Below are 23327 nucleotides of genomic sequence, written 5' to 3' on the forward strand. Positions count from 1 at the left end.
CGGGGAACCGGCGGCGTGCGGGGAAGCACACCGCCGGTCTCACCGCAGGGTCAGCGGCGTCTCCGACTCCACCCGCGTCAGCTTCTCCGGGTTCCGCACGAAGTACAGCCCGCTGATCCGCCCCCCTTCCACCCGGACCGCCATGATCCCGTCGAACGCGCCGTCCACGTGCATCGCCAGTGCCGGCTTGCCGTTCACCACCACCGGTGCGCCGGTCAGCTCCACCGCCGCCTTGCCGATGCCGCCGATGATGAAGCGGGTCACCTTGTCCGCGCCGGACACCGGGCGCAGGGCGGCCTGCTTGACTCCACCTCCGTCGCTCAGCAGGACCACGTCCGGTGCCAGCAAGTCCAGCAGCCCCTGCAGGTCGCGGCCCTCCAACGCGCGCTGGAACGACTCCAGCACCGCCCGGGTCTCCCGCGCCGACACCACCTCACGCGGCCGGCGGGCGTCCACGTGCCGGCGGGCCCGGCTCGCGATCTGCCGGACCGCCGCCGGGGTCTTCCCCACCGCCTCGGCGATTTCGTCGTAGCCGAGGTCGAACACCTCGCGCAGCACGAACACCGCGCGCTCGGTCGGCGCCAGCGTTTCGAGGACCAGCATCAGCGCCATCGAAACGCTCTCCGCCAGCTCGACGTCCTCGGCCACGTCCGGCGCCGTCAGCAGCGGCTCGGGCAGCCACGGCCCGACGTACGCCTCCTTGCGGCGCTTCAACGTGCGCAGCCGGTTGAGCGCCAGCCGGGTCGTGATGCGGACCAGGTACGCGCGCTCGTCGCGCACCGCCTCGTGGTCGGCTTCGGCCCAGCGCAGCCACGTCTCCTGGAGGACGTCCTCCGCGTCGGCCGCCGAGCCGAGCATCTCGTACGCCACCGTGAACAGCAGGTTCCGGTGGGCCACGAAGGCTTCCGTCACGACGTCTCCCCCGCTCATGCCGGCACCGGTCCGAACCGGCCCCAGGCGACGAACGCCGCGACGGCCAGGTAGGCCAGGTTCAGCACGGCGAACCCGGCACCGCCGTGCCGGACGTGGATGATCATCGCACCCACCATCAGCAGCACCCAGCACCCGGCCGTCACCGGCACCAGCACCGGCGCGATCCCGGTCGCCGCCGGCAGGACCAGGCCGAGCGCGGCGAGCAGCTCCAGCACGCCGAGGCCCTTGACGAAGCCGGGCGCCGCGTCCGTGGTCCATTCCCCACCCGGCGCCGCCGCCAGTTTCTCCCGGGGCACGAACGCCTTGCTGACGCCCCCGGTCAGCGCCACGACGGCGAGCAGGCCGGCCGCGAGCCACAGGGCCAGGTCCATGACGGTCTCCTCTCGAACGGTGTCCGGCCTCAAGACACCGCCCGGCGGGAAGGTGTGACAACGTTGATTCTGTACCTACTAGTATGTACAGTCTGGCCCATGGGAACCCGGGACCAGCTCGTCGAGAGCGCCCGCGAGCTGCTGTGGGAACGCGGCTACGTCGGCACCAGCCCCAAGGCCATCCAGCAGCGGGCCGGCGCCGGCCAGGGCAGCATGTACCACCACTTCGCCGGCAAGAAGGACCTCGCGCTGGCCGCCGTGCAGCGCAGCGCCGAGGAACTGCTGGCCGCCGCCGAGGCGCAGCTGCGCACGCCCGGCACCGCCGTCGAGCGCATCACCGCCTACCTGCGGCGCGAGCGCGAGGTGCTCAAGGGGTGCCCCATCGGACGGCTCACCCAGGACCCCGAAATCGTCGCCGACCCGGTCCTGCGCGCCCCGGTCGACGAGACGCTCACCCGGCTGCGCGCCCGGCTGGCCGAGGTGCTCGGCGAAGGCCGGGACGCGGGCGAGCTGCCCGCCTCCCTGGACACCGCGGCGCTGGCCGCCACGATCGTCGCCGTCCTGCAGGGCGGGTACGTGCTCGCTCGCGCCGCCGGCTCCCCCGAACCGTTCGACCAGGCCGTTTCCGGCGTGCTCGCCCTGCTCGCCGCCCACTGACCCAGGAGAACCCCGTGCACGTCCGCCGCGTCCCGGCCACCAGTACCGCCGCCCCCGCCGACGCGGTCACCGGCAGCGCCTGGGTCACCTCGCTCGCCGTCCCCGAAGGCCCGTCGCGGACCCGCGTCGACCGCGTCCAGTTCGCCCCCGGCGCGCGCACCCGCTGGCACCGGCACCCGCTCGGCCAGGTCCTGGTCGTCACCGAAGGCACCGGGTACGTCCAGCGCCGCGGCGGCGCGGCCCAGCTGATCCGGCCGGGCGACACCGTCCGCGTCGCCGCCGGCGAGTGGCACTGGCACGGCGCCACCGACACGACTTCGCTGACCCACCTGGCCATCGAGGAGCTGCCCGCCGACGGCACGCCGACCGAGCTCGGTGACCCGGCGGGCGAGGGCGAGCCCGCCGCCGTCCCGGCCCTCACCCGCACCCTGCTGCTGGACCAGCAGCTCCCGGCGCCGCGCGTCATCGATCACGTCGAAATCCGCCGGATCACCATCGCCCCGGGTGAGCACCTCGGCCTGCACGTCCACAACGGACCGGTGTTCGGCAGCATCGAAACGGGTTCGGCCGTCTACCAGATCGAAGGCGAACCCGAAACCGTGCTCACCGCCGGAGACGTCTTCCACGAGCCCGAATCGGCGCGGATCGCCCGGTTCGACCCCGAAGGCGACGGCGTCACCTTCCTCGCCTACTTCCCGGTCGGACCAGGCGAGACGCCGAGCCTGACCATGCTGGACAGCTGACCGGCGCACTCCGCGCCTCACCGAGCTACACGGCTCCCGGTTCATTGCGGTTCACCACATTTCCGAACTCTTTCCTCACGCGACGAAGCACTGGACAACGGGGCGGGCACGGGTCACGATTACGCCCGTGCCCGCCCCTCGTTGAGCTCCCGGAAAGAATCGGTCAGCTTTTCACAAGGCGGACATTGTTATCGCTAACAGAGAACCGCGCCACTGGTGTCGGGCCAGTGGATTCTCTTCCCCTTGAACCCCACGGAGTCACGTCATGCCCGGAAACGCGGGAAAGCACCGCATCTCCCGACGAACCAAGATCGCCACCGGCGTCACGGCACTGGCCCTTGCCGCCGGCGGCATCGCGGTGGCAACCACCTTCGGCGCGTCCGACCAGGCCAGCGCCGATCCGGCCGATCCGTCGCTCTACATCGACATCCTGAAGGTGAAGCCGAACAACTTCGCGCCCGCGAACGCGCGCGGCGCGTCCACCGGCACGTTCACCGTGGACTGCGGCCGCAACGAGAACCAGCACTTCAACCCGGACAACTTCGTCGCGCAGCCCGGGGTGCACAACGGCGCCCAGCACCTGCACGACTACGTCGGCAACCTCTCGTCGAACGCGGACTCGAACAACAAGAGCCTCGAAGCCGCCGGCACCACGTGCAAAAACGGCGACAAGTCCGCCTATTTCTGGCCGGTTGTCCGTATCGACACCGGAGACGACGAGAAGAATCCGCCCGCCAAGTCCGCGGACAGCGACCGCGACCAGGCGGCCCAGGCCGCCGCGTCCCCGGTGATCACCTGCCCGGACGTCGCCAGCCGGCTGCCCGACGTGCCCGACTCGGCGATGGCCGAGGTCAACCGCAACCTCGACCTGCTCGACACGCAGATCGACGAGGCGAACAAGCGGCTGGTCAGCACGCGCGGTCAGGGCGGCCCCAACTTCGTCCAGAACGCCATCCTCGGGCCGCTCGAGGACAAACGCATCGCCACCATCGACCGCATCGCGATCGCGATCGGCCGCACCGCCGCCAAACCGCAGGGTCTCGGCGTCCTCGCCCCCTGCAAGCTCAAGGAGCAGGCCGGTACCGGCGGCAACCCGGCGAGCAACGGCGGCGGCGCCCCCGGCGGTGCGGTACCGCAGATCACCTGCCCGGACGTGGCGAGCAAGCTGCCCGCGATCCCGGCGTCGGCCAAGGCCGAAGTGGACCGCAACCTGCAACTGCTCACCACGCAGATCCAGGAAGCCAACCAGCGGCTGGTCAGCACGCAGGGCCAGGGTGGCCCGAACTTCGTCCAGAACGCCATCCTCGGGCCGCTCAAGGACAAGCGGGTCGCCACCATCGACCGCATGGCCATCGCCATCGGCCGCACCGCCGCCAAGCCCCAGGGCCTCGACGCCCTCGCGCCGTGCAGTCTCGGCCAGGCGAACAACAACGGCGGTGCGACGGCGACACCGCCGCTGCCCGGCCCGGACGCCAACAACGAGCTGCCGGACAACGACGGGGTGATCCAGCGCCCGGTGAAGGTGGGCATCACCTTCCGCGGCAGCGCGGCGGGCAAGGTGGTCGCGATGCCGAAGTTCCTGCGCGCGCTCAGCGGTGACGCCAAGCCGTCCATCAACGGCACCAAGAACACCCGCGCCGCGTGGACCTGCACCGGCTTCGAGAACCGGCTGACCGACAAGTACCCGATCTGCCCCGAAGGCAGCAAGGTGGAGCGGATCCACGACTTCCCGAGCTGCTGGGACGGCCAGAACACCGACAGCGCCAACCACCGCACGCACATCGTGTTCCCCGACGGCAGCGGCCGCTGCGCCGCCGGGTTCAAGGCGGTGCCGCAGCTGCGGACCACGCTGGTCTACGACATCCCGCACGACATCCAGGTCAAGAAGCAGTACAAAGTGGACTCGTTCCCGTCCGAAAAGCACAATCCGCTGTCCGACCACGACGATTTCGCGAACGTGATGTCGCAGAGCATCATGAACCAGGTCGTCAACTGCATCAACCGCAACAAGAACTGCAACGCCTGACCTCCCCGCGGGTGCCCGCCGCGGACGGCGGCGGGCACCCGTGAGGAGACAGCGATGACGGTCCCGATCGTCCCGGGGTTCCACCCCGACCCGTCGATCTGCCGGGTCGGGAACACGTACTACCTGGCGAATTCGAGTTTCGAATACGTGCCGGGCGTCCCGATCCGGCGCAGCACCGACCTCGTCACCTGGGAGCTCGTCGGGCACGCGCTGACCCGGCCGAGCCAGCTGCCGCCGAGCGAGGGCGCCGCGAACACCGGCGTCTTCGCGCCGACGCTGCGGCACCACGACGGCCGGTTTTACCTGGTCACCACGAACATCCTCGACGACCACGGGCAGCTGATCGTGACGGCCGAGGACCCGGCCGGTCCGTGGTCCGACCCGGTCCACGTGCCCGGCACCACCGGCATCGACCCGGACCTGTGCTGGGACGAGGACGGCGGCTGCCACCTCACCTGGGCGTCGTTCCGGCCGGACCTGCCGGGCATCGCGAGCGTCCCGATCGACCCGGCGACGGGCGCGGTGCTGGCCGAGCCACGGCTGCTGTGGAACGGAACCGGGCTGGCCGCACCCGAGGGCCCGCACCTGTACCGCGTCGACGGCTGGTGGTACCTCCTGCTCGCCGAGGGCGGCACCGAACGCGGGCACGCCGTCACCATCGCCCGCGCCCGCACGCTGGAGGGCCCGTACGAGCCGGCGCCCGCGAACCCGGTCCTGACCCACCGCAGCACCACCCACCCGGTGCAGAACACCGGGCACGCCGACCTGGTCGAGTGCGCCGACGGCAGCTGGGCGATGGTGTACCTGGGCGTCCGGCCGCGCGGCAAGACACCGCAGTTCCACGTCAACGGCCGCGAGACGTTCCTGGCCGGCGTGGACTGGGTGGCCGGCTGGCCGGTGGTGGCCGAGGACCGGTTCCCGGTCCCGAAGGCGGACAACGGTTTCATCGACGACTTCGCCGAGCTCCACCCGCGCTGGGTGGCCCCGGGCGCCGGGCCCGGGACGTTCGCGCGCCCGGTCCGCCGGGGCGAGCTGGCCCTCACCCCGGGCCGCCCGCTGCTGACCCGGGCCCTCGACGAGTACTGGACGGCCGTGGCCGACCTGGACGTTTCCCGCGGCACGGCCGTGTTCGTGGTCCGCATCGACGACCGGCACTGGTACGGCCTCACCGCGGACGGCACGAAGGTGACGGCCACGCTCGCCATCGGCCCGGTGGTGCAGGCGATCACCGAAGTCGCGGCCGGATCGGTGGTGTCACTGAGGATCCGGGCGCTCCGGCCGGAACCTTCGGGCCCGCTGCGGGAAGTCACCGAGCCGGACCTGGTCGAGCTGTCCGTGCTCGGCGAGCAGGACCACGTCCTCGGCGCGTTCGACGGCCGCTACCTGTCGACGGAGGTCGCGGCGGGCTTCACCGGCCGCATGATCGGCGTGGAGGCACTCGCCGGAACGGTGACCCTGCGCGAATTCCGCTACGAGCCGGGGGAATGACACCCGTCAGCGCGCGTCCTCCGGTGCCAGGCCACGGCCCGCAGCCCGCTGCCACCCCGGCCGGGGTGGGCCTGCATCTGCCGGCGAGCGAGGGCCATCACCCCTCGATGACGCGCCGCAGGCGTTCCGCTCCGGCTTCGCGGCCCAGTCCGGGCTCATGCGCCCACGAGAGCCGCGTCCCGGAGCTGACGGCGTGAACTGATCCCGAGCTTGGTGAAGATCTTGCGCAGGTGCCATTCGACCGTGCGCGGGCTGAGGAACAACCGGGTGCCGATCTCCGGGTTCGAATACCCCTCCGCCGCCAGCCGGGCGATCTGGAACTCCTGCGCGGTCAGCTCGCCGGTCGGTTCCGCCGTGCGCTTCCGCGCCGTTTCACCGGTGGCCTGCAGTTCGCGCCGGGCCCGGTCGGCGAACGCCGCCAGCCCCATCGCGGCCAGCTGTTCGTGGGCCGTGTGCAGGTGCGCCCGGGCGTCGACGCGGCGGCCTTCGCGGCGCAGCCATTCGCCGTACAGCAGGTGGCTGCGGGCGAGGTCCACGCGCAGCGTCGTCCCCTCCAGGCACGCGATCGACTCGCGGTACAGGGCGTCGGCCTCCGCACTGCCCAGCGCGCGCACGCGGGCGTCGATCCCCCGCGCTTCCGCCGTCCCGGCGCCTTCGGCGCGCTCCGCGGCTCGGACCGCCGCGGCCGCCAGCCACTCCTCGTCGCCCGTCCGGGAGGCCGCCTCGGCCAGTTCGGCCGTGACCAGGCCTTGGAACCCCAGCACGTCGTGCTCGAACACCCGGCGGGCCGCGGCCAGCGCGGCGTCGTGCCGGCCGAGGCCGTTGTACAGGACCGCCCGCCCGTAGTCGGCGAAGGTCACCAGCCGGAGCTGGCCGCGCGCCGACGCCTGGCGCGCGGTCTCGTCGAGCAGCTCGGCCGCCTGGGCTTCCCGGCCGCGGAACGCCTCGAGCAGCATCGCGGCGTAGCCGACCGGCGCGTTCCCGGTGACGTCGGCGATCGCGCGGTCCTCTTCGACCGAGGCCGCCGCCGCGGTGAGCTCGCCCGCCAACAGCTCGTTCACGGCGAGGAAGTTGAGCGCGAACTGCAGCTGCACCAAGGCGCCCGCGTCCCGCGCCAGCTGCACCTGACGCGCGGCGAACGCCCGTGCCGCCGCGAAGTCCGCCGCCTCGGTGGCGACCAGGCCGCCGGCCCGGTTGCCCAGCAGCCACAGCACCCGCCCGGCGTCCTCCGCGCCGACGTCCAGGCGGCCGACCGCCGCCACCGCCGTGGCCAGCAGCGGCGCCGCGGCGCGATAGCCGTCGGTGAACCGGGTGACCAGGGCGTCCAGCAGGAGGTCGACCGCGCGGGGCGGCACCGGCGCCGGCGGGGCGGCCCGGGTGGCTTCCGCGACCGCGACGAGACCACTGCGGTCCGAGCCCGCCCACAGCGCCGCCGCCAGCGCCTCCAGGTACGTCTCGCGCGCCCGGCCGGCGTCGAGCGGGATCAGCCGTTCGGCCGCGTGCAGCAGGAGGCGGGCCGCGTCGCCACCGCGTCGGTCGTCGAACGCGAGCTGCCCGCGCAGGCGCTCGACTTCGGCCGCGCGCCCGGCGTCCGGCGGCCCGGCCGCCACCGAGTCCAGCAGGCCGAGCGCCTCTTCGAGCGCGCCGGCGTCCCGCTTGACCGTGGCCGCCGCGAGTTCGCGGTCCGCGCGCCGGGCGGGTTCGGGGGTCAGCAGCGCCGCTTGTTCGAAGAACGCGGCCGCGGCGACCAGCCCGCCACGGGCCTGGGCCCGGCCCGCCGAGCGTTCGAGGTCGGCCGCGACCTCTTCGTCCGGCGCGACGGTCGCCTGGGCCCGGTGCCACGCCCGGCGGTCGGGGTCGCGGTCCGGGTCGGTGACGTCGGCCAGGGCCCGGTGCACGTCCTGCCGGTCCCGCGGCGGCGCCGACCGGTAGACGGCCGACCGCACCAGCGGGTGCCGGAACCGGATCCGGCGGCCGAACTCGATCAGCCCGGTCGCCTCGGCCGCGGCGGCGGGGTCGGCACCGAGCCCCAGCCGGCCCGCCGCACCCCAGAGCAGCGTGGCGTCGCCGAGCGGCTCGGCGGCGGCGACGAGCAAGAGCCGCCGCGTGTCGGCGGGCAACGGCTCGAGCTGCTGGACGAAGCAGTGTTCGATGCGCCCGGCGAGGTGCCCGGGCGCCCCGACCCCGTCGGCCGCGGTCCACGTGCGGGGCAGTTCCAGCAGCGCCAGCGGGTTGCCGTGGGTTTCGGCGATGATCCGGTCGCGGACGCGGGTGTCCAGCGGCCCCTTGAGCACCGAGGCCAGCAGCGCGTCCGCGTCGGCCTCCTCCAGGCCGCCGATCGGGAGCTCCGGCAGCCCGGCGAGATCGGGCTCGCGGCCGCCCTCGCGCACCGCGAAGACGACCGCGATGCGCTCGGCGAGCAGCCGCCGGGCGACGAAGGTGAGGACCACCTCGGACATCCGGTCGAGCCACTGGACGTCGTCGACCAGGCAGAGCAGCGGCTGGTCCTCGGCCACCTCGGCGAGCAGGGTGAGCACGGCCAGCCCGACGAGGAACCGGGTCGGCCGGGCGCCGGCGCTCAGCCCGAACGCCGTGCCGAGCGCGTCCCGCTGGGGTGGGGGGAGCCGGTCCAGCCGGTCGAGGAAGGGCGCGCAGAGCTGGTGCAGTCCCGCGTAGGCCATCACCTGCTCGGCCTCGACGCCGGCGGCGCGCGCGACGCGGAAGCCGCTCGCCCGCTCGTGCGCGTACTCCAGCAGCGCGGTCTTGCCGATGCCGGCCTCGCCGCGCAGGACCAGCACCCGGCCGCGCTCCGCACGGGCATCGGCCAGGAGGCGATCGAGCGTGGCCCGTTCGCCGTGCCTGCCGATCAGCGCGGGCGCACGCCCCGGCATGCCAACCTCCCACGGCCCGCCGGCAACGGCGGGACGACCGTGCCGGGTGAGCCGAACCCTAGCGCAGCGCGCCGGCGCGTCACGCGTTGTCGGCGATGCGCGCCTCGATGGCCCGCGCCGTCTTCGCCAGCTCCCCGCCGAGGACCCGCTTGCCCAGGACGCCGAGCAGGGCCCCGAGCAGCCGTCCCTTGAGGTTCTTGCCCTCCCGCACCACCACGGCGTCGACCTGCGTCGTCCCGTCCGCCAGCCGGGTGAAGGTGTAGGTGTGCCCGGAGGCGCCGCCCCAGGTGTTGGAGTCGGTGGTCGTCATGACGACCCGGGCGGGGTCGGACCAGTCGTAGCGCAGGCGTTCCCAGATGCCGCCCGACCCTTCGGTGACGTCGGCGTGGCCGGGGCCCTGGTCGTGCACCCGGAGGTACTCGTTCGCGCTGCGCCCGAACAGCTTCGCGCGCTCCGGCCCGAAGTCGGTCAGCCCGGCGAGGAACTGCTCGGGCGAGGCGGTGGTCAGCTGGCGCAGGTGGATCGTGGACATCGCGTTTCTCCTGGAAGTGGTCAGGCGTCCTGGTGCTCGGCCATGTAGCGGGAGTACCAGGCCGGCCACTGTTCGTCGTACTGCCCGGTCTCCTTCTCGTGCTCGCCGTGGGCGGCCGCGGCCTGCTTCAGCGCGTGCTCCAGCTCCTCGGCGGAGCCGTAGGTCACGCCGGAGGTGCGGCCCGGGAACCGGGTGGTGATCTCCTGGATCAGCCAGGTGTTGCCGTCGGGGTCGCTGAAGGAGGCGAACGAGCCGTACGTGCCGTGGTCGGGGTGCACGCCGGGGGCGAAGGCGCCGGTCTCGTCCCGGTGGAACACCTCGCTGACGGCGACGCCCAGCCCGGCGAGCTCCTTGCGCGCGGCCTCGATGTCGCTGACGACCAGGTAGGTCCCGCGCACCGAGCCCGGGGCGGCGTCGGTGATGCCGGTGCCGAAGTGCACCGACGCGGCCGACCCCGGCGGGGTCAGCTGGACCACCCGCGAGGTCCCGAAGGCGATGTCGGCGTCTTCGCGCCAGCCGAGTGTCTTGTAGAAGTGCTTGGTCCGGTCGACGTCGGTGACGGGCAGGACCACGACCTCGAGCTTCATGTCCATGATCGGCAACTCCTCGTGTCTTCGCGGCGGGTGCGCCGCTCGACGTTCAGAGTGGTCCGCCAGGGGTGCCCTTCGCCCCAGGGAGACACCCTGGTCCCCGCCCGGGTCCCTGGTTCAGAAGAGGGTCGCGGGCTCGACCGGCTCCGGTTCGGGCAGCGGGTCGAGCCCGGGCACGAGCGCCCGCACGTCGTCGTGGAACCGGCGGGCGAGCGCCGGGGCGTCGTCGTTGTCCGGAGTGTGGAGGAAGACCGTCGGCGACCGGCCTTCCCGCAGCCAGCCGGCGACCACCTCGGCCCAGGGCTCCCACCCCGCGGCCGTCTCCTCGGCGGAGTCCCGCCCCAGGTACCGCACCACGGGCCGATCGGTCAGCGCCCGCGTCCGCCGCGGCAGCCGGGGTTTCCGGGTCCAGGCCTCCTGTTCCGCTGCGCTGACCGGAGGCCGGGCGAAGAAGACGGTGGTGTCGAACGGCACCCATTCGGCCTCGGCACCGGCAAGAGCGTCTTCGAGCAGCGACGCCGAGCGGGGGTCGGTGAAGAAGTCCGGGTGCCGCACTTCCACGGCCCGCCGGAGCCCGGTGGGAAGCCGCCGCAGGAAGCGGCGGAGAGCGTCGACGTCGCCGGGCCCGAAGGAGCCGGGCACCTGCGTCCACAGGACGGCCCGCGCACCGAGCGGTTCGACGGCGTCGAGGAAGGCCCGCATCTCGGCCTCGACCCCCTGGAACCGGCGCTCGTGCGTGACGGCCTTGGGGATCTTGACCACGAACCGGAAGTCCGGGCCGGTCTGCTCGGCCCAGGTCTCGACGGTGGCCCGCGCGGGGGTGGCGTAGAAGGTGGTGTTCCCTTCGACGGCGTTGCACCAGCCGGCGTAGGCCCGCAGCCGTTCCTTGGCGGGCAGGGAGGGCGCGAGGAACCGCCCGGGCCAGGCTTTGTGGGTCCACATCGCACACCCGACGTGCAGGCGTGGCACTCGTCAGCTCCTATCGGCAGGTTTCACGCGCGTTCGCCACCATGGTGGAACACACCGCGCCGAACCCGCACGGCGGCCTCGCCGTCCAGCCAGTGCAGGCTGAACCGCTCGCCGTACCAGTCGAGCTCGGCGGCTGCCAGCTCCTGCTGCGCGCTGGCGGTCCCGGGGTCCGCGCGGTCTTCGTACCGCCACTGGAGGTCACGGTCCGGGCGCGCGAACACCATGTCGACGTAGGTGGTGCCATCGCGGGTGAGCATCTCCGGAACGGTGACGTGGAGGTACCCGTGAAACCGCGAGCCATCGGCAACTTCGGCGATCCGGTCCGCGAACTCGAAGACGGGCGCAGTATCGCCCATCAGCGGCGCGCGGTCCGGACGTCGTCGAGGCAGGTCGAGCTGACGGTGAGGTCGCGGTACGGGTAGCCCTCGCGATCGAGCAGCTCCATGGTGACCAGCTGGGCGTGCTCGTGCGCGCCCTGCGCGTCGTCCGCCGTGACCAGCACCCGGAAGGTGAAGCCGCCGAGGTGCCGGGGGAAGGTGAGCGACCCGGTTTCGCTGAACGACAGTTCGGAAAGATCCCCGTCACTCGCGCGGGCGAGGAGCTTCTCACGGACGGCGCCGGCCGGCCGGTCGAACTTGCCCCGGACGAGGACGCGATAGGTCGGCATGGGTGCCAGGCTATCGAGACCGAGCCGAAGCGCAGAACGGTTTCCGCCGAACCCGGAGCCTCAAGGAATGGCGCCGGTGACTGCCGATGAGGCCCGGTGTCCGCTCAGAACTGGAAGACCGGTCGCACGCAGCCGTCCTGCTTGTGCTTGAACATCTCGTAGCCCTTCGGCCCCTCGTCGAGGGTCATCGGGTGAGTCGCGAAGTGCCGGGTCGGCAGGTCGCCGCGGGCGATGCGGTCGAGCAGTTCGGGGATGTAGCGCTGCCCGTGCTGCTGGGCGCCGCGGAAGACCAGCCCCTTGTTCATCAGCGCCCCGAGCGGGAACTTGTCCACCACGCCGGCGAACACGCCCAGGCAGAACACCGATCCGCCCTTGCGGCACGCCATGATGGCCTCGCGCAGCGCCGTGGGCCGGTCGCTCTGCAGCCGCAGCTGCTGCTTGATCTGGTCGTAGGCGTACTCGGGGCCGGGGCTGTGGGCCTCCATCCCCACGGCCTCGATGCACACGTCGGGTCCGCGACCGCCGCTGAGCTCACGCAGCTCGGCGCCGACGTCGGTCCGGGTGTAGTCGAGGGTTTCCGCGCCCATGTGCTCGCGGGCCTGGCGCAGCCGTTCGGGGATGCGATCGATGACGATCACCCGCTCGGCGCCGAGCAGCGCCGAGGCGCGAGCGGCGACCTGCCCGACCGCCCCCGCACCCCACACCGCGACGACGTCACCCGGCTTCACCCCGCCGAGGTCGGCGCCCATCCACCCGGTCGGGCCCGCGTCGGAGGCGAACACGGCGGCCAGGTCGTCGTCCAGGCCCTCCGGCACCGGGAAGCTGCCGTGGTCGGCGAAGGGCACCCGGATGTACTCGGCGTGGCTGCCGGCCAGGCCGCCGAGGGCGTGGGAGTAGCCGAAGCAGGCGCCCACGTCCGCGCCCCACAGGGCCTGGGTGATGCCCGAGTTGGTGTTGGCGTTGTCGCACAGGGACCACAGGTCGTGGGTGCAGTACCAGCAGCTGCCGCAGCCGGCGAACGAGCACACGACGACCCGGTCGCCGACCTTGCGGTTCCGCACGCCCGGGCCGACCTCGACGATCTCGCCGAGGAACTCGTGCCCGAGCACGTCGCCGGCCTGCATGGCCGGGATGTACCCGCCGAGCAGGTGCAGGTCCGAACCGCAGGCCGCACTGGCCCGTACCTTGACGATCACGTCGCCGTTGTTGCGGATCTCCGGATCGGGCACCTGCTCGACCCGGACCTCGTTGACTCCTTCCCAGCACAGCGCCTTCACAGCCGACCCTCTCCTTGTGCGATGTGGGTGGCCCGGCTCAGCAGACGGCCGAGCGGGCCCGGATGGGTGGTCGCGGGCGCGTCGGGGTGGACGATTTCGCCCACCTCGAGAAGGGATTTGGCCTCGCGCAACGCGACACGCACCCGCTGGCGCGGGTCCTTGCCCTCCAAGCGGGCGAACGCCGAGGCCGGTTCGTGGCGGGTGAGCCGGGCCGCGAGTTCGGTGCCCTTGTCACCAGGCGCGGGCCGGACCTGGACCTCCACGAGGTCGCCCAGTTCCCGGAGCGGCGCGGGCAATGCCCCGTCGGCGACGACTTCGTCCGGCGATCGGAGGACGGTGACGACCAGCCACCTGTTCACGGCTTCGTCGTCCTCACTCCGCTGCCCGGACATCGCGCGCCGCACCGCGCTGATGCCCGCAACTCCTATTCCCGCCACGGTCGCCAGTTCCGCGAACCGCATCTTCGCCGTCATTTCTGGTCTCCTCGCCCCAGGCCGGTGATCCGCATCTGCACGTCCCGGACGCTCAGCCGGCGAGTGCCCTTGACCGCGCTCAGATTCCCGCTGCCGTCACGGGTACACGCGACGGCGCGCTTTTTCTGATTCCTGGTTCCGGCGCGGCGGCAATGGCGATGACACGCGTTCGGCGAGTCACCCGACCGTGGAAGGCGTCAGCTCCGCCGGTGGCGGAGCCACTCGTCGAACTCGGTGGCGACGATGCGTTCATCGTGCACCTGGTCGGCCGCGGGCGAGCACAGCCAGCGCACCGGAGCGGCCATCACGTCCGCCGGGAGCAGCCTCGAGGTGTCGACCGCACCGTCCGGGATCATCCCGGTGACCGTGGCGCCGCCGGGGAGCAGGAGGTTCACCCGGACGGAAGTGCCCGCGAGATCGGCGGCCATGATCCGGGATAGGGATTCGGCACCGGCACGAGACGGGCCGTAAGGGACGAAACCGGCGCGGCGCATGGTCTCGTGATTCATCGTGACGTTGATGATCCGGCCGCTCGGCGAAGCGAGCAGGTCGGGCACGAAGGCCTTCGCGACGAGGAAGTAGCCGGTCAGGTTCGTCCTGACCACGTCGTCGAACCCGGTCTCGGACACCTCCCAGAACGGCTGCGGCTCGGTCAGGAACCGCGGGTTGACCGTGCGCATCCCGATTCCGGCGTTGTTGATCAGCACGTCCAGCCCGCCGAACAGGGCGAGCACCCGGTCGCGCCCGGCCCGCACCGAGTCCGGGTCGCGCACATCCATCGCGATCCCGTTCGCCCCGATCCCGGCCGCGGTCGCCGCCGCGCGATCGGCTTCGCGACCGGTGAGCACGACGTGATGTTCGTCGGCGCGGAGTGCCTTCGCCATCGCCCACCCGAGACCGCTGGTGCCCCCGGTGATCAAGATCCGCATGCCGCCAGTATGGCTTCCTGCCTCCGAGGCCGCCGGGCGGCGAGAGTCGCGGGCGATCTGCCGACGCGGCAAACCGAGTACCGCACCTTGCCCTCGCGCGGCCACCCAACGATAGTGGGAAAGATGCCGCCACCGGCCGACGGGTTCGCGCGATTGTTGCTCACCCCGCGCGAGCGCACCGTCCTGCTCGGGGTCGGGCAACAGCTGACCGACGGCGAGATCGCCGACGCCTTGAACGTCTCCAGACGCACCGTGGCGAGTCAGGTCGCGGCCCTGTCCGCGAAATTCGGTGTGCAGCGGCGAGCGGACCTCGCCGCACTGGCCGCCCGGGAGGTGGCGGAATCGCCTCCCGGCGCTCCCGCGCGCGCCGACGGGGCGCTGTGGCGAGAGCTCACCCGGCTGCGCGCGCAGCTGCACGAGTCCGCGGCGGCGGCCCGCACCCTCAAGACGCTGGACCAGGCGTCCGGCATCCTCTACGAACGCTACCGGCTGCCGAGCCTCACGGTGGCGTCGCGGCTGCTGCGCCAGGTGGCCGAGCGCCACGGGCTCGGAGTGGCGGACCTCGCCGCCGCGCTCCTCGCGGTCGCCCGCCCCGACGGCGACGGCTGCTGGTTCCCGCGCCGCGACTGGCGGCGTGGCCCGGAACTGACCTTCCTGCCCGAGCGGCCTTCGAACCTGGCGCAGGTGCTGACGGCGGCGCTCGACGCGTCGGCCGAGCGCGCCGACACCCGGCAAGGGGACCTGCAGCTCGTCCCGGCCGGCGGCCGCGGCCTCGACATCGTGGTCTCCCGGGGATTCACGCAGGCGTTCGTGACGCATTTCGCCCACGTCGAAGGCGACAACACCGCGTGTGCCCTCGCGTTGTCGACGCGGGAACCCGTGTCGATCCCCGACATCACCCGAAGTGAGATCTTCGACCCGATGGGGCGCGACGCGCTCGACGCCGAACGGGTCCGCACGGTGCACAGCACCCCGATGCTGACCGACCGGGACGGCTGTGTCGGTGTGCTGTCCACCCACCGCTCACGGGCGAGACAGGAACCCAGTCAGGCGACGCGGGGCGAGCTGACACGAATCGCCACCCAGACCGGCACTTGGCTCGCCTGGCAGCGGCGGACCGCCCGGCTCGACGCGCTCGAGGATTTCCACCGCAGCGCCGGTCGGCATCCGGCCACCGCGGACGACGGGCCCGATCAGCGCGAGGCTTCTGCTCCCGTACCCGCCGAGCGCGGCGACCGCCGGACCGGTGCGCCGTCGACCGGGCCGAGCACGTCCGGGTCGTCGGGGTCGTCGAACCAGTAGCCGTTCTCCCCGAGGTAGCGGAACTGCACGGCGACACCGGCGGCGACCTCCACGGTGGCCGAACGGCGCCCGGTGGTGTGCGACTGCAGGCGGTGCTGGCCCGGCGTCCAGTTGTTGAACGAGCCGACCACGCTGACGCGGCCGGGAGGCTCGTCGGCAGGCAGGCTGAAGACGATGCGTTTCGCGCCGTTCCCGTCGCGGCCTCGGCAAATCTTGATCACTCGGCGATAGCCTCTCGGTGTGTCCATGGGAGACCGGGCGCTCGACGCTGAGCGCGTCCATGATGCCATTCCCGCACCGCACTTCGTTCCCCCGCCGCCGGGGTGATCACCCGGTCGAGCTCGCAGGTCCGAACGCAGACGGCACGGACGGTGGGCCTGAGCACGGTGGGCAACTGTGTGGGCGGGAGTCGTGGCGCCCGGGGTAGCCCCGATCGTGTGAGCGGGTGCGGAGCTGAGCTCGGGCGTCACGGGGTTACCGCCGCGGTTTTCCCCGCCTGGCGCGGAAAACCGCAGTTTGGGAGAGCCGGCTCCGGCACCGCGGGAGTTACCGTCGGACCATGACGATCCCCCTCGCGCAGTGGCAAGCGGTGCGCGCGGCCTTCGCCGCGACGGGCGAGCGGTTCGCGGCGGCCGTGGAGAACGCGCCGGACCCGCACGCGAAGGCCGTCGGCAAGTGGTCGGTGGCCGAGACCGCCGCGCACGTCGGCTGGATCGCCCTCGTCTACACCGTGATGGCCGGGGGTGACGGCGGCCCGCTGCCGCTGCCGGAGCTGGAAGCGCCGATGGCGTCGGCGAACATCGAGACGGTCTCGGCGATGAACGAGATCGCGATGACCGCCTACCCCGAGCGCGACCCGCGGCGGCTCGCCGAGCGCCTGCGCGCGGACGTCGCGGAGGTCCTGCGGGTCACCCGTGACTTCGACCCGGACAAGCCGGTCTGGTGGCTGGGCGGCAGCCGCGTGCCGGTGGCCGGCCTGCTCGCGCACCTGATCAACGAGCTCGAGATCCACGGCTGGGACATCGCCCGCGCGAGCGGCGCGCCGTGGCGGATCGACCCGGCGAACGAAGCGTCGTTCCTCGAGCTGTTCTTCGTCGGCATGGTCCGCAACGACATCGGAAGCCTGCTGGACTACGCCAAGCCGTCGCCGCGCCGGATCGCCGTCGAGTTCCGCTCGGCGTACACGACGCCGGTGGTGATGGTGCTGCAGAACGGAGGCCTCCGGGCGGAGGAACCCGACGGCACAGCCGACGTCCGCCTCACCTTCGACCCGGCCGTGCTGGTCCCGATGATGTTCGGCCGCATCTCCCCCCTGAGAGCGGTCGGGACGGGCAAGGTCCGCGTAGGCGGCCGCCGCCCGTGGCGGCTGCCGGAGTTCCTCCGCACGGTGCACATGCCCTAGCTGTATGTGGCCATTAGGTTGGTGGCAGTCGGCTGGCCCGGATCACCTGCCCGGTGATCGGGTCCAGCGCAGCCAGCCGCGGGATCTGGTGGCGGGCCAGTACCCGTGACACCGTCCGTGCCGGGACACCCAGCTCGCAGCCCAGCCAGGCCGGTCCGCGGCGTTCACGCTGCCGCAACGCGACGATCCGCGCTTCGAGCTCGTCGCTGGTCCGTCGTGGTGAGGTATGCAGGCGTGAGGATCGGTCCCGCAGACCGGGCTCGCCCTCGCTGGCGTAGCGGTCCAGCCAGGTCTTCACGCATTTGCGGGAAATCCCCATCGCAGATGCGATGTGCGCTTGCGGCCATCCGGCCTGGTGACGCTGGACGATCAGCAACCGGCCCAGAAAGGTGGTCCGGGCGTTACGGTGAGACACGAGAGCCTCCGGTTGGCGTGGGTCCTAGACAAGCCACACCTCAACCGGAGGCCCTCCCCACGTCAACCACGACCCACCGCCACCAACGTCCTGGCCAAGTACACCTAGCAGGGCGGACGTGTGAGGTCGGGGACGCGGCGCGGTTGAAGCCGTTTGCCTGCGGCCCATGGGGACGAGTGCCGTGGCCGGACGCTCGTCAGAGCAGCCACGGGATCGCCCCCTGCTCCCGGATAGCAAAAAGACCCAGGTCGATGACCTGGGTCTTGCGCTCCCCCGCTTGGACTCGAACCAAGAACCCTCCGGTTAACAGCCGAATGCTCTGCCAGTTGAGCTACAGGGGAATGTTGCTCACTTCCGGTGCCGGTCTCTCCGACCGACGAGAAGAACTTTAGACCATGCCCCCGAAGCCCCGTGCACCACCCCCCACTTAGCGCAACCGCCCCCGCTCGCGCGGTTTTCCTGGACAATGGACAGTCGGACGACCTAACGACGGAAGGCGTGGACGCGGATGAAGAAGTTCCTGCTGGGGGCAGGCCTGGGGTACGTACTGGGCGCCAAGGCAGGCCGGGGGCGGTACGAGCAGCTCGTGCGCACCTACCGCCGGGTCGTCGACCACCCGATGGTCCAAGGCGCTGCCGGGGTGGCCCGCGCGAAGATCGGGGAGAAGATCAAGCGCTGACCCGAGCCACGAAGAACACGCGGCGGAACTCGAACCACGTCACTCCGTCCGGCCGGGGTGGGTAGGCCTCGCGCAACAGCGGGGCCAGCGAGGCGCGGAACTGCTCCCACTCCGCGTCGGCCAAGGCTGCGCGGATCGGGCGCAACGCCGTCCCGGTGATCCACTCCAGCACCGGTGACGGCCCGGTCAGGGGCTGGACGTACGTCGTCTCCCAGGCGTCGACGTCGCAGCCCGCGTCGGCCAGGAGGTTCGCGTACTCCACCGGCGTCGACACCGCGTCGTCCTCGCGCAGGGCCACCTCCGCCAAGCGGGACGCCCACGCCGGGGACGCCGCCAGCGAGCGTGTCAGCGCGTGCGAAGGCGCGTTGAAGTTGCCCGGCACCTGCACCGCCAGGTACGCCCCCTCGGGCAGCGTCGACGCCCATCGCCGCAGCAGCGCGGCGTGGTCGGGGACCCACTGCAGGACGGCGTTCGACACCACGACGTCGGTGTCGGGCGCCGGCTTCCAGTCGCGGATGTCGAGCTGCTCCGCGTCCAAGCCCCGGGCGCGGGCTGCCGCCACCATTTCGGGTGAGCTGTCGCTGCACTCCAGCGCTGCCGACGGCCAGCGGTCACGGAGGGAAACCGTCAGGTTGCCGGGGCCGCAGCCCAGGTCGACGACGCGACGGGGGGCCGCAGCTCCGATGCGGGACACCAGGTCGTAGAACGGCCGGGCGCGCAGGTCGGCGTAGTCGAGGTACTTGCCCGGATCCCACACCAGAGCCTCCCGGATAACAGTACGCCTGTACTGAGTACGAGCGTACTGCTATTCCGCCGGGTTGACCAGCTTCGCGGCGGCCTGCTCGGCGATGGCCTCGACCAGCTCGACGTCGGTGCCGGGGTCCGGCCGGACCTGCAGCACGGTGCCGTCGCGCCCGGGCACCTTGCGCTGGACGAACCACGCTCCCCCGGCCCCGATCTCCTGCCGGTGCCGCGAGCGGATCGAGCCCTCGACGCGCTGGTAGGCCTCGCGCGGCAGCTTGCCCGGCGCCGGCAGCCGGAAGCGCACCGGCGGGAGGTCGGCCAGGACGACCGCCGCTCCGGCCGTGCCCACCTCCGCCGACTCGGTCAGCGTGAAGACGCCGTCCGCCCAGGCCGCCTTGCCGATCAGGTGCCAGCCGACCCGGCGTTCTCCGCCCTCGGCCGGGATCCACAGGCCCAGGGCCGTGACGACCAGGTGGCCGCCGCCCTCGACCGGGGCGCTCTCCACGACTTCTTCGCCCGGCGCGAGCGATCCGGTGAACCCTTCGGGCGTGCGGTCGCCGAGGAGACGGCGCAGGAAACTCATCTCAGCTCCACGCGCCGGCGGCCGCCTGCTCGCCCAGCGACTTCTTGTACTGCTCCAGCGCGACGAGGTCGCCGAACAGCGCTCGGTAGTCGTCCGGCGCCTCGACCGGCGACAGCCGCTGCAGCTTGCCCTTGATCTCCGCGATCTGCCGTCCGACGAGCCCCTCCTGCAGCCGCGCGAGGATCGACGAGATGTACCGGGAGTCGACTTCGTCTTTGGCCTGCAACGGTTCCACCGCCAGCTCGGACAGCACGCGCCGGACCGTCCCTTCCGGACAGTGCGGGGCCGCGGCGTCCAGCAGCGCCGGCCCGGTCAGGCCCGAGCCCGCGCCACCGGCCTTCAGGACGGCCTCGTGGACGGCCACGTACACCGGGTGGGTGAAGGCCTCCAGCGGCAGCGCGTCGTACTCCGGCCCGGCGATCGCGGGCTGCTGCAGCGCGGCCTTCAACGCCTCGCGCTGCACGGCGAACCGGGGATCCTTCGGGGCCGGGCGGGCGACGTCCTGCGTCGGCGCGGCCGGCGCCGCCTGCTGGGCGCGCCCGGGCTGGCGGGCGGGTGCCCCGCCGCGCTTGTCGGTCGCGCCCGCGGCCCCGCGGACGCGGTTGACGACCTGGGCGACGTCCTGCCAGCCGACCCACCAGGCGAGCTTCGAGGCGTAGCCGTCGCGGGCCGCGCGGTCCTTGATCGACGCCACCAGCGGCACGGTCTTCTGCAGCGCCGCGACCTGGCCGTCGACCGAGTCGAGGTCGTAGTTCTTGAGCGTGCTGCGGATGACGAACTCGAACAGCGGGGTGCGCCGCGCGACCAGGTCCTTCACCGCGCTGTCGCCCTTGGCCAGGCGCAGCTCGCACGGGTCCATGCCGTCCGGCGCGACCGCGATGTACGTCTGGCCCGCGAACGTCTGGTCGCCCTCGAACGCCTTCAGCGCGGCCTTCTGACCTGCTTCGTCACCGTCGAAGGTGAAGATGACTTCGCCGCGGAAGGCGTCGTCGTCCATCATCAGCCGGCGAAGCACCTTCATGTGGTCTTCGCCGAACGCGGTGCCGGACGACGCCACGGCTGTCGGCACACCGGAAGCGTGCATCGCCATGACGTCGGTGTAGCCCTCGACCACGACCACCTGGTGCCGCTTCGCGATCTCGCGCTTGGCCAGGTCGAGGCCGAACATGACCTGGGACTTCTTGTAGATCGGCGACTCGGCGGTGTTGAGGTACTTCGCCGAGATCCGGTCGTCGTCGAACAGCCGCCGCGCGCCGAAGCCGACGACGTCGTTGCCGACGTCGCGGATCGGCCAGACCAGCCGCCGGTGGAACCGGTCCATCGGGCCGCGCTGGCCCTCCTTGGACAGCCCCGCCGTGAGCAGCTCCTTGACCTCGAACCCGCGGTTGAGCAGGAACTTCGTCAGCTTGTCCCAGCCGCCGGGTGCGTACCCGCAGCCGAACGTCTTCGCCATCGACGCGTCGAACCCGCGCTCGGACAGGAAGTCCCGCGCCGGGCGCGCCTCGTCGGTGACCAGCTGCTCGGCGTAGAACTCCTGGGCCAGCCGGTGGGCCTCGACCAGCCGGGTGCGGCTGCCGCGGTCGCGCTGGATCGTCGCGCCGCCGCCCTCGTAGGTGAGCCGGATGCCGACGCGGTCGGCCAGCCGCTCGACGGCTTCCACGAACGAGATCAGGTCGATCTTCTGGATGAACTTGATCACGTCACCGCCCTCGCCACAGCCGAAGCAGTGGAAGGTGCCGTGCGTCGGCCGGACGTTGAACGACGGGGTCTTCTCGTTGTGGAACGGGCAGAGGCCCTTCAGGCTGCCCCCACCGGCGCGGCGCAGCGCCACGTACTCCCCGACGACCTCGTCGATCCGGTTCCGCTCGCGCACCTCGGCGATGTCGCTCTCCCGAATCCGTCCTGCCACGTCAACCACTCTAGCTTTGCCGGTTGCGGCACACTCGGGGCATGGCCTCCACGCCCACCGCCCAGGACACGCTCGCCGCGGAGTTCGCCGCGCACCGGTCCCACCTGATCGGCGTCGCCTACCGGCTGACCGGCACCCGCGCCGACGCCGAGGACGCGGTCCAGGAGTCCTGGTTCCGGCTGGCCGGCCTGGACGACGCCGGCCGGGCGGCGATCCGCGACCTGCGCGGCTGGCTGACCACGGTGGTCGGCCGGATCTGCCTCGACCGGCTGAAGTCGGCCGCCGCGCAGCGCGAGAAGTACGTGGGCAACTGGCTGCCGGAGCCGGTCGTGACGCCGTTCGGGCGGCCGGTGAGCGAAGACCCCCTGGATATCGCCGTCCGCGACGACGGCCTGCGGATGGCCGCGCTGGTCGTGCTCGACAAGCTGACGCCGGAGCAGCGCGTCGCGTTCGTGCTGCACGACGCCTTCTCTGTGCCCTTCGCCGAGATCGCGGACGCGCTCGGCGTCTCCGTCGACGCCGCCCGCCAGCACGCCTCCCGCGGCCGCAAGGCCCTCGCCGACGCCGACCCCGCGCCGCGCGTACCCCTCGAGGACCAGGCGAAGCTCCTCGAGAAGTTCGTCGCCGCCCTGCAGCAGGGCGACATCCGGGCGATGACCGAGCTGCTGGCCCCGGACGTCGTGCTCATCGGCGACTCGAACGGCAAGGGCCGGACCACGCGCCAGCTCATCGTCGGCGCGGACAAGATCGCCCGGTTCTTCATCGGCCTCACGGGCAAGTACGCGCCCGGGGTCCTCACCGGCGGCACGCCGGTGCTCGTCAACGGCGACCTGGGCGTGCACCTGGCCCCGCAGCCCGGCCCGGACGGCTTCTTCGACCTCGACGAGCACGTCCAGGCGGTCAGCATCCGCGACGGGAAGATCGTGGCGATCTACGACGTCGTCAACCCCGACAAGCTGGCCCGGATCACGCGTCCCGGCGCTTGACCGCAACGATCCCGGCGGCCAGCAGGACGGCGGCGAAGGCCCCGAAGTAGGCCAGGGCCCAGCCCGGGCTCAGCGGCGAGTCGGAGAGGACCGCGGCATTGCCGCCGTCCCGGCCCGCGTTCGCCTCCCCGTTCCCGCCGAGGAACTTCGCGACGGCGTTCAGCGGCAGCCACCGGTGGATCGCCTGCCCGGCCCGCGGGATGAGCAGGACGACGTTCTCGGCCATCAGCGGGTAGGCGACGAGCAGCGCGACCGCGCCGGCGGTGTGCCGCAGGAGCAGGCCGACGCCGACTCCGCAGACGGCGGCCAGCGCGAACACCGGGCCGGTCCCGGCGACGATCCGCCAGTCGGCGGCGCTGTCCAGGGCCAGGTCGGCGTCCGGGGCGAGCACCCGCGCCACCAGCCAGGCGGTGAACGCGGCGGCTTCGCCGAGCAGGAAGGCGTACCCGGCGACGAGCGCGGCCTTGGCCAGCACCACCGGCGTCCGGCTCGGCACGGCCTGGAAGGTGCCGTGGATCGTGCCGGAGTGGTATTCGCTGGTCACCGCCAGCGCGGCCAGGACCAGCACGGCGACCAGCGCGAGCTGGGCGCCGAACTGGGTGCTGGCGACCGTGGGCGGCAGGTGGGCTTCACCGGCGCTGAGCGCGGCGATCGCGGCCGGCATGACGAGCGCGACCACGGTGAAGGTGCCGCACACCCAGGGCGTGGCGATGCTGAAGAGCTTGATCCGTTCACTGGCGACGAGGTGCATGCGCAGCACG

Annotated in this window: 24 protein-coding genes, 1 tRNA gene and 1 pseudogene; 8 read left to right on the forward strand and 18 right to left on the reverse strand. The window is 72.3% G+C overall.

What is annotated here, in order from left to right; translation table 11 throughout:
* Window positions 1–39: 39 nt before the first annotated feature.
* Together HUT10_RS14280 and HUT10_RS14285 are read right to left on the reverse strand one after the other, a co-directional pair.
* Complete coding sequence (locus HUT10_RS14280; RefSeq protein ID WP_176171653.1) at window positions 40–930, reverse strand: RNA polymerase sigma-70 factor; 891 nt, start codon at window positions 928–930, stop codon at window positions 40–42.
* Window positions 927–1304, reverse strand: a complete 378-nt coding sequence (locus tag HUT10_RS14285) for a DoxX family protein (protein ID WP_176171654.1) — start codon at window positions 1302–1304, stop codon at window positions 927–929. The genes HUT10_RS14280 and HUT10_RS14285 overlap by 4 nt, the downstream gene beginning before the upstream one ends.
* A gap of 99 nt (window positions 1305–1403) precedes the next feature.
* On the opposite strand from HUT10_RS14285, the gene HUT10_RS14290 reads away from it, so the two are divergent.
* From HUT10_RS14290 to HUT10_RS14305, 4 genes are all read left to right on the forward strand, one after another.
* Window positions 1404–1961: a TetR/AcrR family transcriptional regulator gene (locus HUT10_RS14290; RefSeq protein ID WP_176171655.1), complete on the forward strand. Its 558-nt coding sequence runs from the start codon at window positions 1404–1406 to the stop codon at window positions 1959–1961.
* A 14-nt stretch (window positions 1962–1975) separates the two neighbouring features.
* A complete protein-coding gene (locus HUT10_RS14295) occupies window positions 1976–2704 on the forward strand; it encodes a cupin domain-containing protein (RefSeq protein WP_176171656.1) in 729 nt (242 codons plus the stop codon).
* Window positions 2705–2969: 265 nt separating this feature from the next.
* Complete coding sequence (locus HUT10_RS14300) at window positions 2970–4730, forward strand: DUF1996 domain-containing protein (protein ID WP_176171657.1); 1761 nt, start codon at window positions 2970–2972, stop codon at window positions 4728–4730.
* A gap of 54 nt (window positions 4731–4784) precedes the next feature.
* Complete coding sequence (locus HUT10_RS14305; protein ID WP_176171658.1) at window positions 4785–6218, forward strand: glycoside hydrolase family 43 protein; 1434 nt, start codon at window positions 4785–4787, stop codon at window positions 6216–6218.
* 155 nt (window positions 6219–6373) lie between these two features.
* On the opposite strand, the gene HUT10_RS14310 is transcribed toward HUT10_RS14305, so the two are convergent.
* The 9 genes from HUT10_RS14310 to HUT10_RS14350 all read right to left on the reverse strand — a co-directional run bounded on the left by HUT10_RS14310 (window position 6374) and on the right by HUT10_RS14350 (window position 14546).
* A complete protein-coding gene (locus tag HUT10_RS14310) occupies window positions 6374–9109 on the reverse strand; it encodes a LuxR family transcriptional regulator (RefSeq protein WP_176171659.1) in 2736 nt (911 codons plus the stop codon).
* A gap of 79 nt (window positions 9110–9188) precedes the next feature.
* Window positions 9189–9641: a hypothetical protein gene (locus HUT10_RS14315; protein ID WP_176171660.1), complete on the reverse strand. Its 453-nt coding sequence runs from the start codon at window positions 9639–9641 to the stop codon at window positions 9189–9191.
* A 20-nt stretch (window positions 9642–9661) separates the two neighbouring features.
* Window positions 9662–10234, reverse strand: coding sequence for a VOC family protein (locus tag HUT10_RS14320; RefSeq protein ID WP_176171661.1), 573 nt, complete (start codon window positions 10232–10234; stop codon window positions 9662–9664).
* Window positions 10235–10348: 114 nt separating this feature from the next.
* Entirely contained in the window at window positions 10349–11173 is an 825-nt protein-coding gene (locus HUT10_RS14325) for a DUF72 domain-containing protein (protein WP_176171662.1), read from the reverse strand.
* Between the two features lie 50 nt (window positions 11174–11223).
* Window positions 11224–11457 carry a hypothetical protein gene (locus HUT10_RS14330; RefSeq protein ID WP_176171663.1) on the reverse strand — a complete coding sequence of 78 codons (234 nt, stop codon included), beginning with the start codon at window positions 11455–11457 and terminating at the stop codon, window positions 11224–11226.
* A 98-nt stretch (window positions 11458–11555) separates the two neighbouring features.
* Entirely contained in the window at window positions 11556–11867 is a 312-nt protein-coding gene (locus HUT10_RS14335) for a DUF6204 family protein (RefSeq protein ID WP_176171664.1), read from the reverse strand.
* A 104-nt stretch (window positions 11868–11971) separates the two neighbouring features.
* A complete protein-coding gene (locus HUT10_RS14340; protein ID WP_176171665.1) occupies window positions 11972–13144 on the reverse strand; it encodes a zinc-dependent alcohol dehydrogenase in 1173 nt (390 codons plus the stop codon).
* Entirely contained in the window at window positions 13141–13617 is a 477-nt protein-coding gene (locus HUT10_RS14345; protein ID WP_217709608.1) for a hypothetical protein, read from the reverse strand. The genes HUT10_RS14340 and HUT10_RS14345 overlap by 4 nt, the downstream gene beginning before the upstream one ends.
* A 197-nt stretch (window positions 13618–13814) precedes the next feature.
* A complete protein-coding gene (locus tag HUT10_RS14350) occupies window positions 13815–14546 on the reverse strand; it encodes an SDR family oxidoreductase (RefSeq protein ID WP_176171666.1) in 732 nt (243 codons plus the stop codon).
* Between the two features lie 123 nt (window positions 14547–14669).
* On the opposite strand from HUT10_RS14350, the gene HUT10_RS14355 reads away from it, so the two are divergent.
* Window positions 14670–15848 (forward strand): response regulator transcription factor, encoded by a 1179-nt coding sequence (locus tag HUT10_RS14355; RefSeq protein ID WP_176171667.1) that lies wholly within the window; start codon window positions 14670–14672, stop codon window positions 15846–15848.
* On the opposite strand, the gene HUT10_RS14360 is transcribed toward HUT10_RS14355, so the two are convergent.
* Window positions 15740–16069 carry an isoamylase gene (locus HUT10_RS14360; RefSeq protein WP_254896871.1) on the reverse strand — a complete coding sequence of 110 codons (330 nt, stop codon included), beginning with the start codon at window positions 16067–16069 and terminating at the stop codon, window positions 15740–15742. The two genes, HUT10_RS14355 and HUT10_RS14360, sit on opposite strands and share 109 nt — an antisense overlap.
* A gap of 338 nt (window positions 16070–16407) precedes the next feature.
* Between HUT10_RS14360 and HUT10_RS14365 the strand changes: the two genes are divergently transcribed.
* A complete protein-coding gene (locus HUT10_RS14365) occupies window positions 16408–17250 on the forward strand; it encodes a maleylpyruvate isomerase N-terminal domain-containing protein (protein WP_176171668.1) in 843 nt (280 codons plus the stop codon).
* Between the two features lie 31 nt (window positions 17251–17281).
* Here the strand turns inward: HUT10_RS14365 and HUT10_RS14370 are convergent.
* A pseudogene (locus tag HUT10_RS14370) lies at window positions 17282–17665 on the reverse strand (leucine zipper domain-containing protein); the annotation flags it as partial.
* Window positions 17666–17933: 268 nt separating this feature from the next.
* Window positions 17934–18006: transfer RNA gene (locus HUT10_RS14375), tRNA-Asn, on the reverse strand.
* A gap of 167 nt (window positions 18007–18173) precedes the next feature.
* On the opposite strand from HUT10_RS14375, the gene HUT10_RS14380 reads away from it, so the two are divergent.
* On the forward strand, window positions 18174–18344 hold the full coding sequence (locus tag HUT10_RS14380; protein ID WP_176171670.1) for a hypothetical protein: 171 nt from the start codon (window positions 18174–18176) through the stop codon (window positions 18342–18344).
* Here HUT10_RS14380 and HUT10_RS14385 read toward each other — a convergent pair.
* Genes HUT10_RS14385 through dnaG form a run of 3 tightly spaced genes read right to left on the reverse strand, consistent with a single transcriptional unit; the run spans window position 18334 to window position 21589 of the window.
* Window positions 18334–19101, reverse strand: coding sequence for a trans-aconitate 2-methyltransferase (locus tag HUT10_RS14385; protein ID WP_176171671.1), 768 nt, complete (start codon window positions 19099–19101; stop codon window positions 18334–18336). The genes HUT10_RS14380 and HUT10_RS14385 overlap by 11 nt on opposite strands.
* Window positions 19102–19149: 48 nt before the next feature.
* Window positions 19150–19671 (reverse strand): hypothetical protein, encoded by a 522-nt coding sequence (locus HUT10_RS14390; protein WP_176171672.1) that lies wholly within the window; start codon window positions 19669–19671, stop codon window positions 19150–19152.
* 1 nt (window position 19672) lies between these two features.
* Entirely contained in the window at window positions 19673–21589 is a 1917-nt protein-coding gene (gene dnaG, locus HUT10_RS14395) for a DNA primase (protein WP_176171673.1), read from the reverse strand.
* A gap of 32 nt (window positions 21590–21621) precedes the next feature.
* Between dnaG and HUT10_RS14400 the strand changes: the two genes are divergently transcribed.
* Entirely contained in the window at window positions 21622–22566 is a 945-nt protein-coding gene (locus HUT10_RS14400) for a sigma-70 family RNA polymerase sigma factor (protein WP_176171674.1), read from the forward strand.
* Here the strand turns inward: HUT10_RS14400 and HUT10_RS14405 are convergent.
* A complete protein-coding gene (locus tag HUT10_RS14405) occupies window positions 22547–23317 on the reverse strand; it encodes a hypothetical protein (protein ID WP_176177823.1) in 771 nt (256 codons plus the stop codon). The genes HUT10_RS14400 and HUT10_RS14405 overlap by 20 nt on opposite strands.
* Window positions 23318–23327: the final 10 nt, after the last annotated feature.

The organism is Amycolatopsis sp. Hca4 (genome assembly GCF_013364075.1).
Lineage (GTDB): Bacteria > Actinomycetota > Actinomycetes > Mycobacteriales > Pseudonocardiaceae > Amycolatopsis.

Bases quoted from the DNA above. Each gene is read 5' to 3' on its own strand.
- HUT10_RS14280 (WP_176171653.1), bottom strand. From the start codon at position 930: ATGAGCGGGGGAGACGTCGTGACGGAAGCCTTCGTGGCCCACCGGAAC.
- HUT10_RS14285 (WP_176171654.1), bottom strand. From the start codon at position 1,304: ATGGACCTGGCCCTGTGGCTCGCGGCCGGCCTGCTCGCCGTCGTGGCG.
- HUT10_RS14290 (WP_176171655.1), top strand. From the start codon at position 1,404: ATGGGAACCCGGGACCAGCTCGTCGAGAGCGCCCGCGAGCTGCTGTGG.
- HUT10_RS14300 (WP_176171657.1), top strand. From the start codon at position 2,970: ATGCCCGGAAACGCGGGAAAGCACCGCATCTCCCGACGAACCAAGATC.
- HUT10_RS14305 (WP_176171658.1), top strand. From the start codon at position 4,785: ATGACGGTCCCGATCGTCCCGGGGTTCCACCCCGACCCGTCGATCTGC.
- HUT10_RS14310 (WP_176171659.1), bottom strand. From the start codon at position 9,109: ATGCCGGGGCGTGCGCCCGCGCTGATCGGCAGGCACGGCGAACGGGCC.
- HUT10_RS14315 (WP_176171660.1), bottom strand. From the start codon at position 9,641: ATGTCCACGATCCACCTGCGCCAGCTGACCACCGCCTCGCCCGAGCAG.
- HUT10_RS14320 (WP_176171661.1), bottom strand. From the start codon at position 10,234: ATGGACATGAAGCTCGAGGTCGTGGTCCTGCCCGTCACCGACGTCGAC.
- HUT10_RS14325 (WP_176171662.1), bottom strand. From the start codon at position 11,173: ATGTGGACCCACAAAGCCTGGCCCGGGCGGTTCCTCGCGCCCTCCCTG.
- HUT10_RS14330 (WP_176171663.1), bottom strand. From the start codon at position 11,457: ATGCTCACCCGCGATGGCACCACCTACGTCGACATGGTGTTCGCGCGC.
- HUT10_RS14335 (WP_176171664.1), bottom strand. From the start codon at position 11,867: ATGCCGACCTATCGCGTCCTCGTCCGGGGCAAGTTCGACCGGCCGGCC.
- HUT10_RS14345 (WP_217709608.1), bottom strand. From the start codon at position 13,617: ATGACGGCGAAGATGCGGTTCGCGGAACTGGCGACCGTGGCGGGAATA.
- HUT10_RS14350 (WP_176171666.1), bottom strand. From the start codon at position 14,546: ATGCGGATCTTGATCACCGGGGGCACCAGCGGTCTCGGGTGGGCGATG.
- HUT10_RS14355 (WP_176171667.1), top strand. From the start codon at position 14,670: ATGCCGCCACCGGCCGACGGGTTCGCGCGATTGTTGCTCACCCCGCGC.
- HUT10_RS14365 (WP_176171668.1), top strand. From the start codon at position 16,408: ATGACGATCCCCCTCGCGCAGTGGCAAGCGGTGCGCGCGGCCTTCGCC.
- HUT10_RS14380 (WP_176171670.1), top strand. From the start codon at position 18,174: ATGAAGAAGTTCCTGCTGGGGGCAGGCCTGGGGTACGTACTGGGCGCC.
- HUT10_RS14390 (WP_176171672.1), bottom strand. From the start codon at position 19,671: ATGAGTTTCCTGCGCCGTCTCCTCGGCGACCGCACGCCCGAAGGGTTC.
- HUT10_RS14400 (WP_176171674.1), top strand. From the start codon at position 21,622: ATGGCCTCCACGCCCACCGCCCAGGACACGCTCGCCGCGGAGTTCGCC.
- HUT10_RS14405 (WP_176177823.1), bottom strand. From the start codon at position 23,317: ATGCACCTCGTCGCCAGTGAACGGATCAAGCTCTTCAGCATCGCCACG.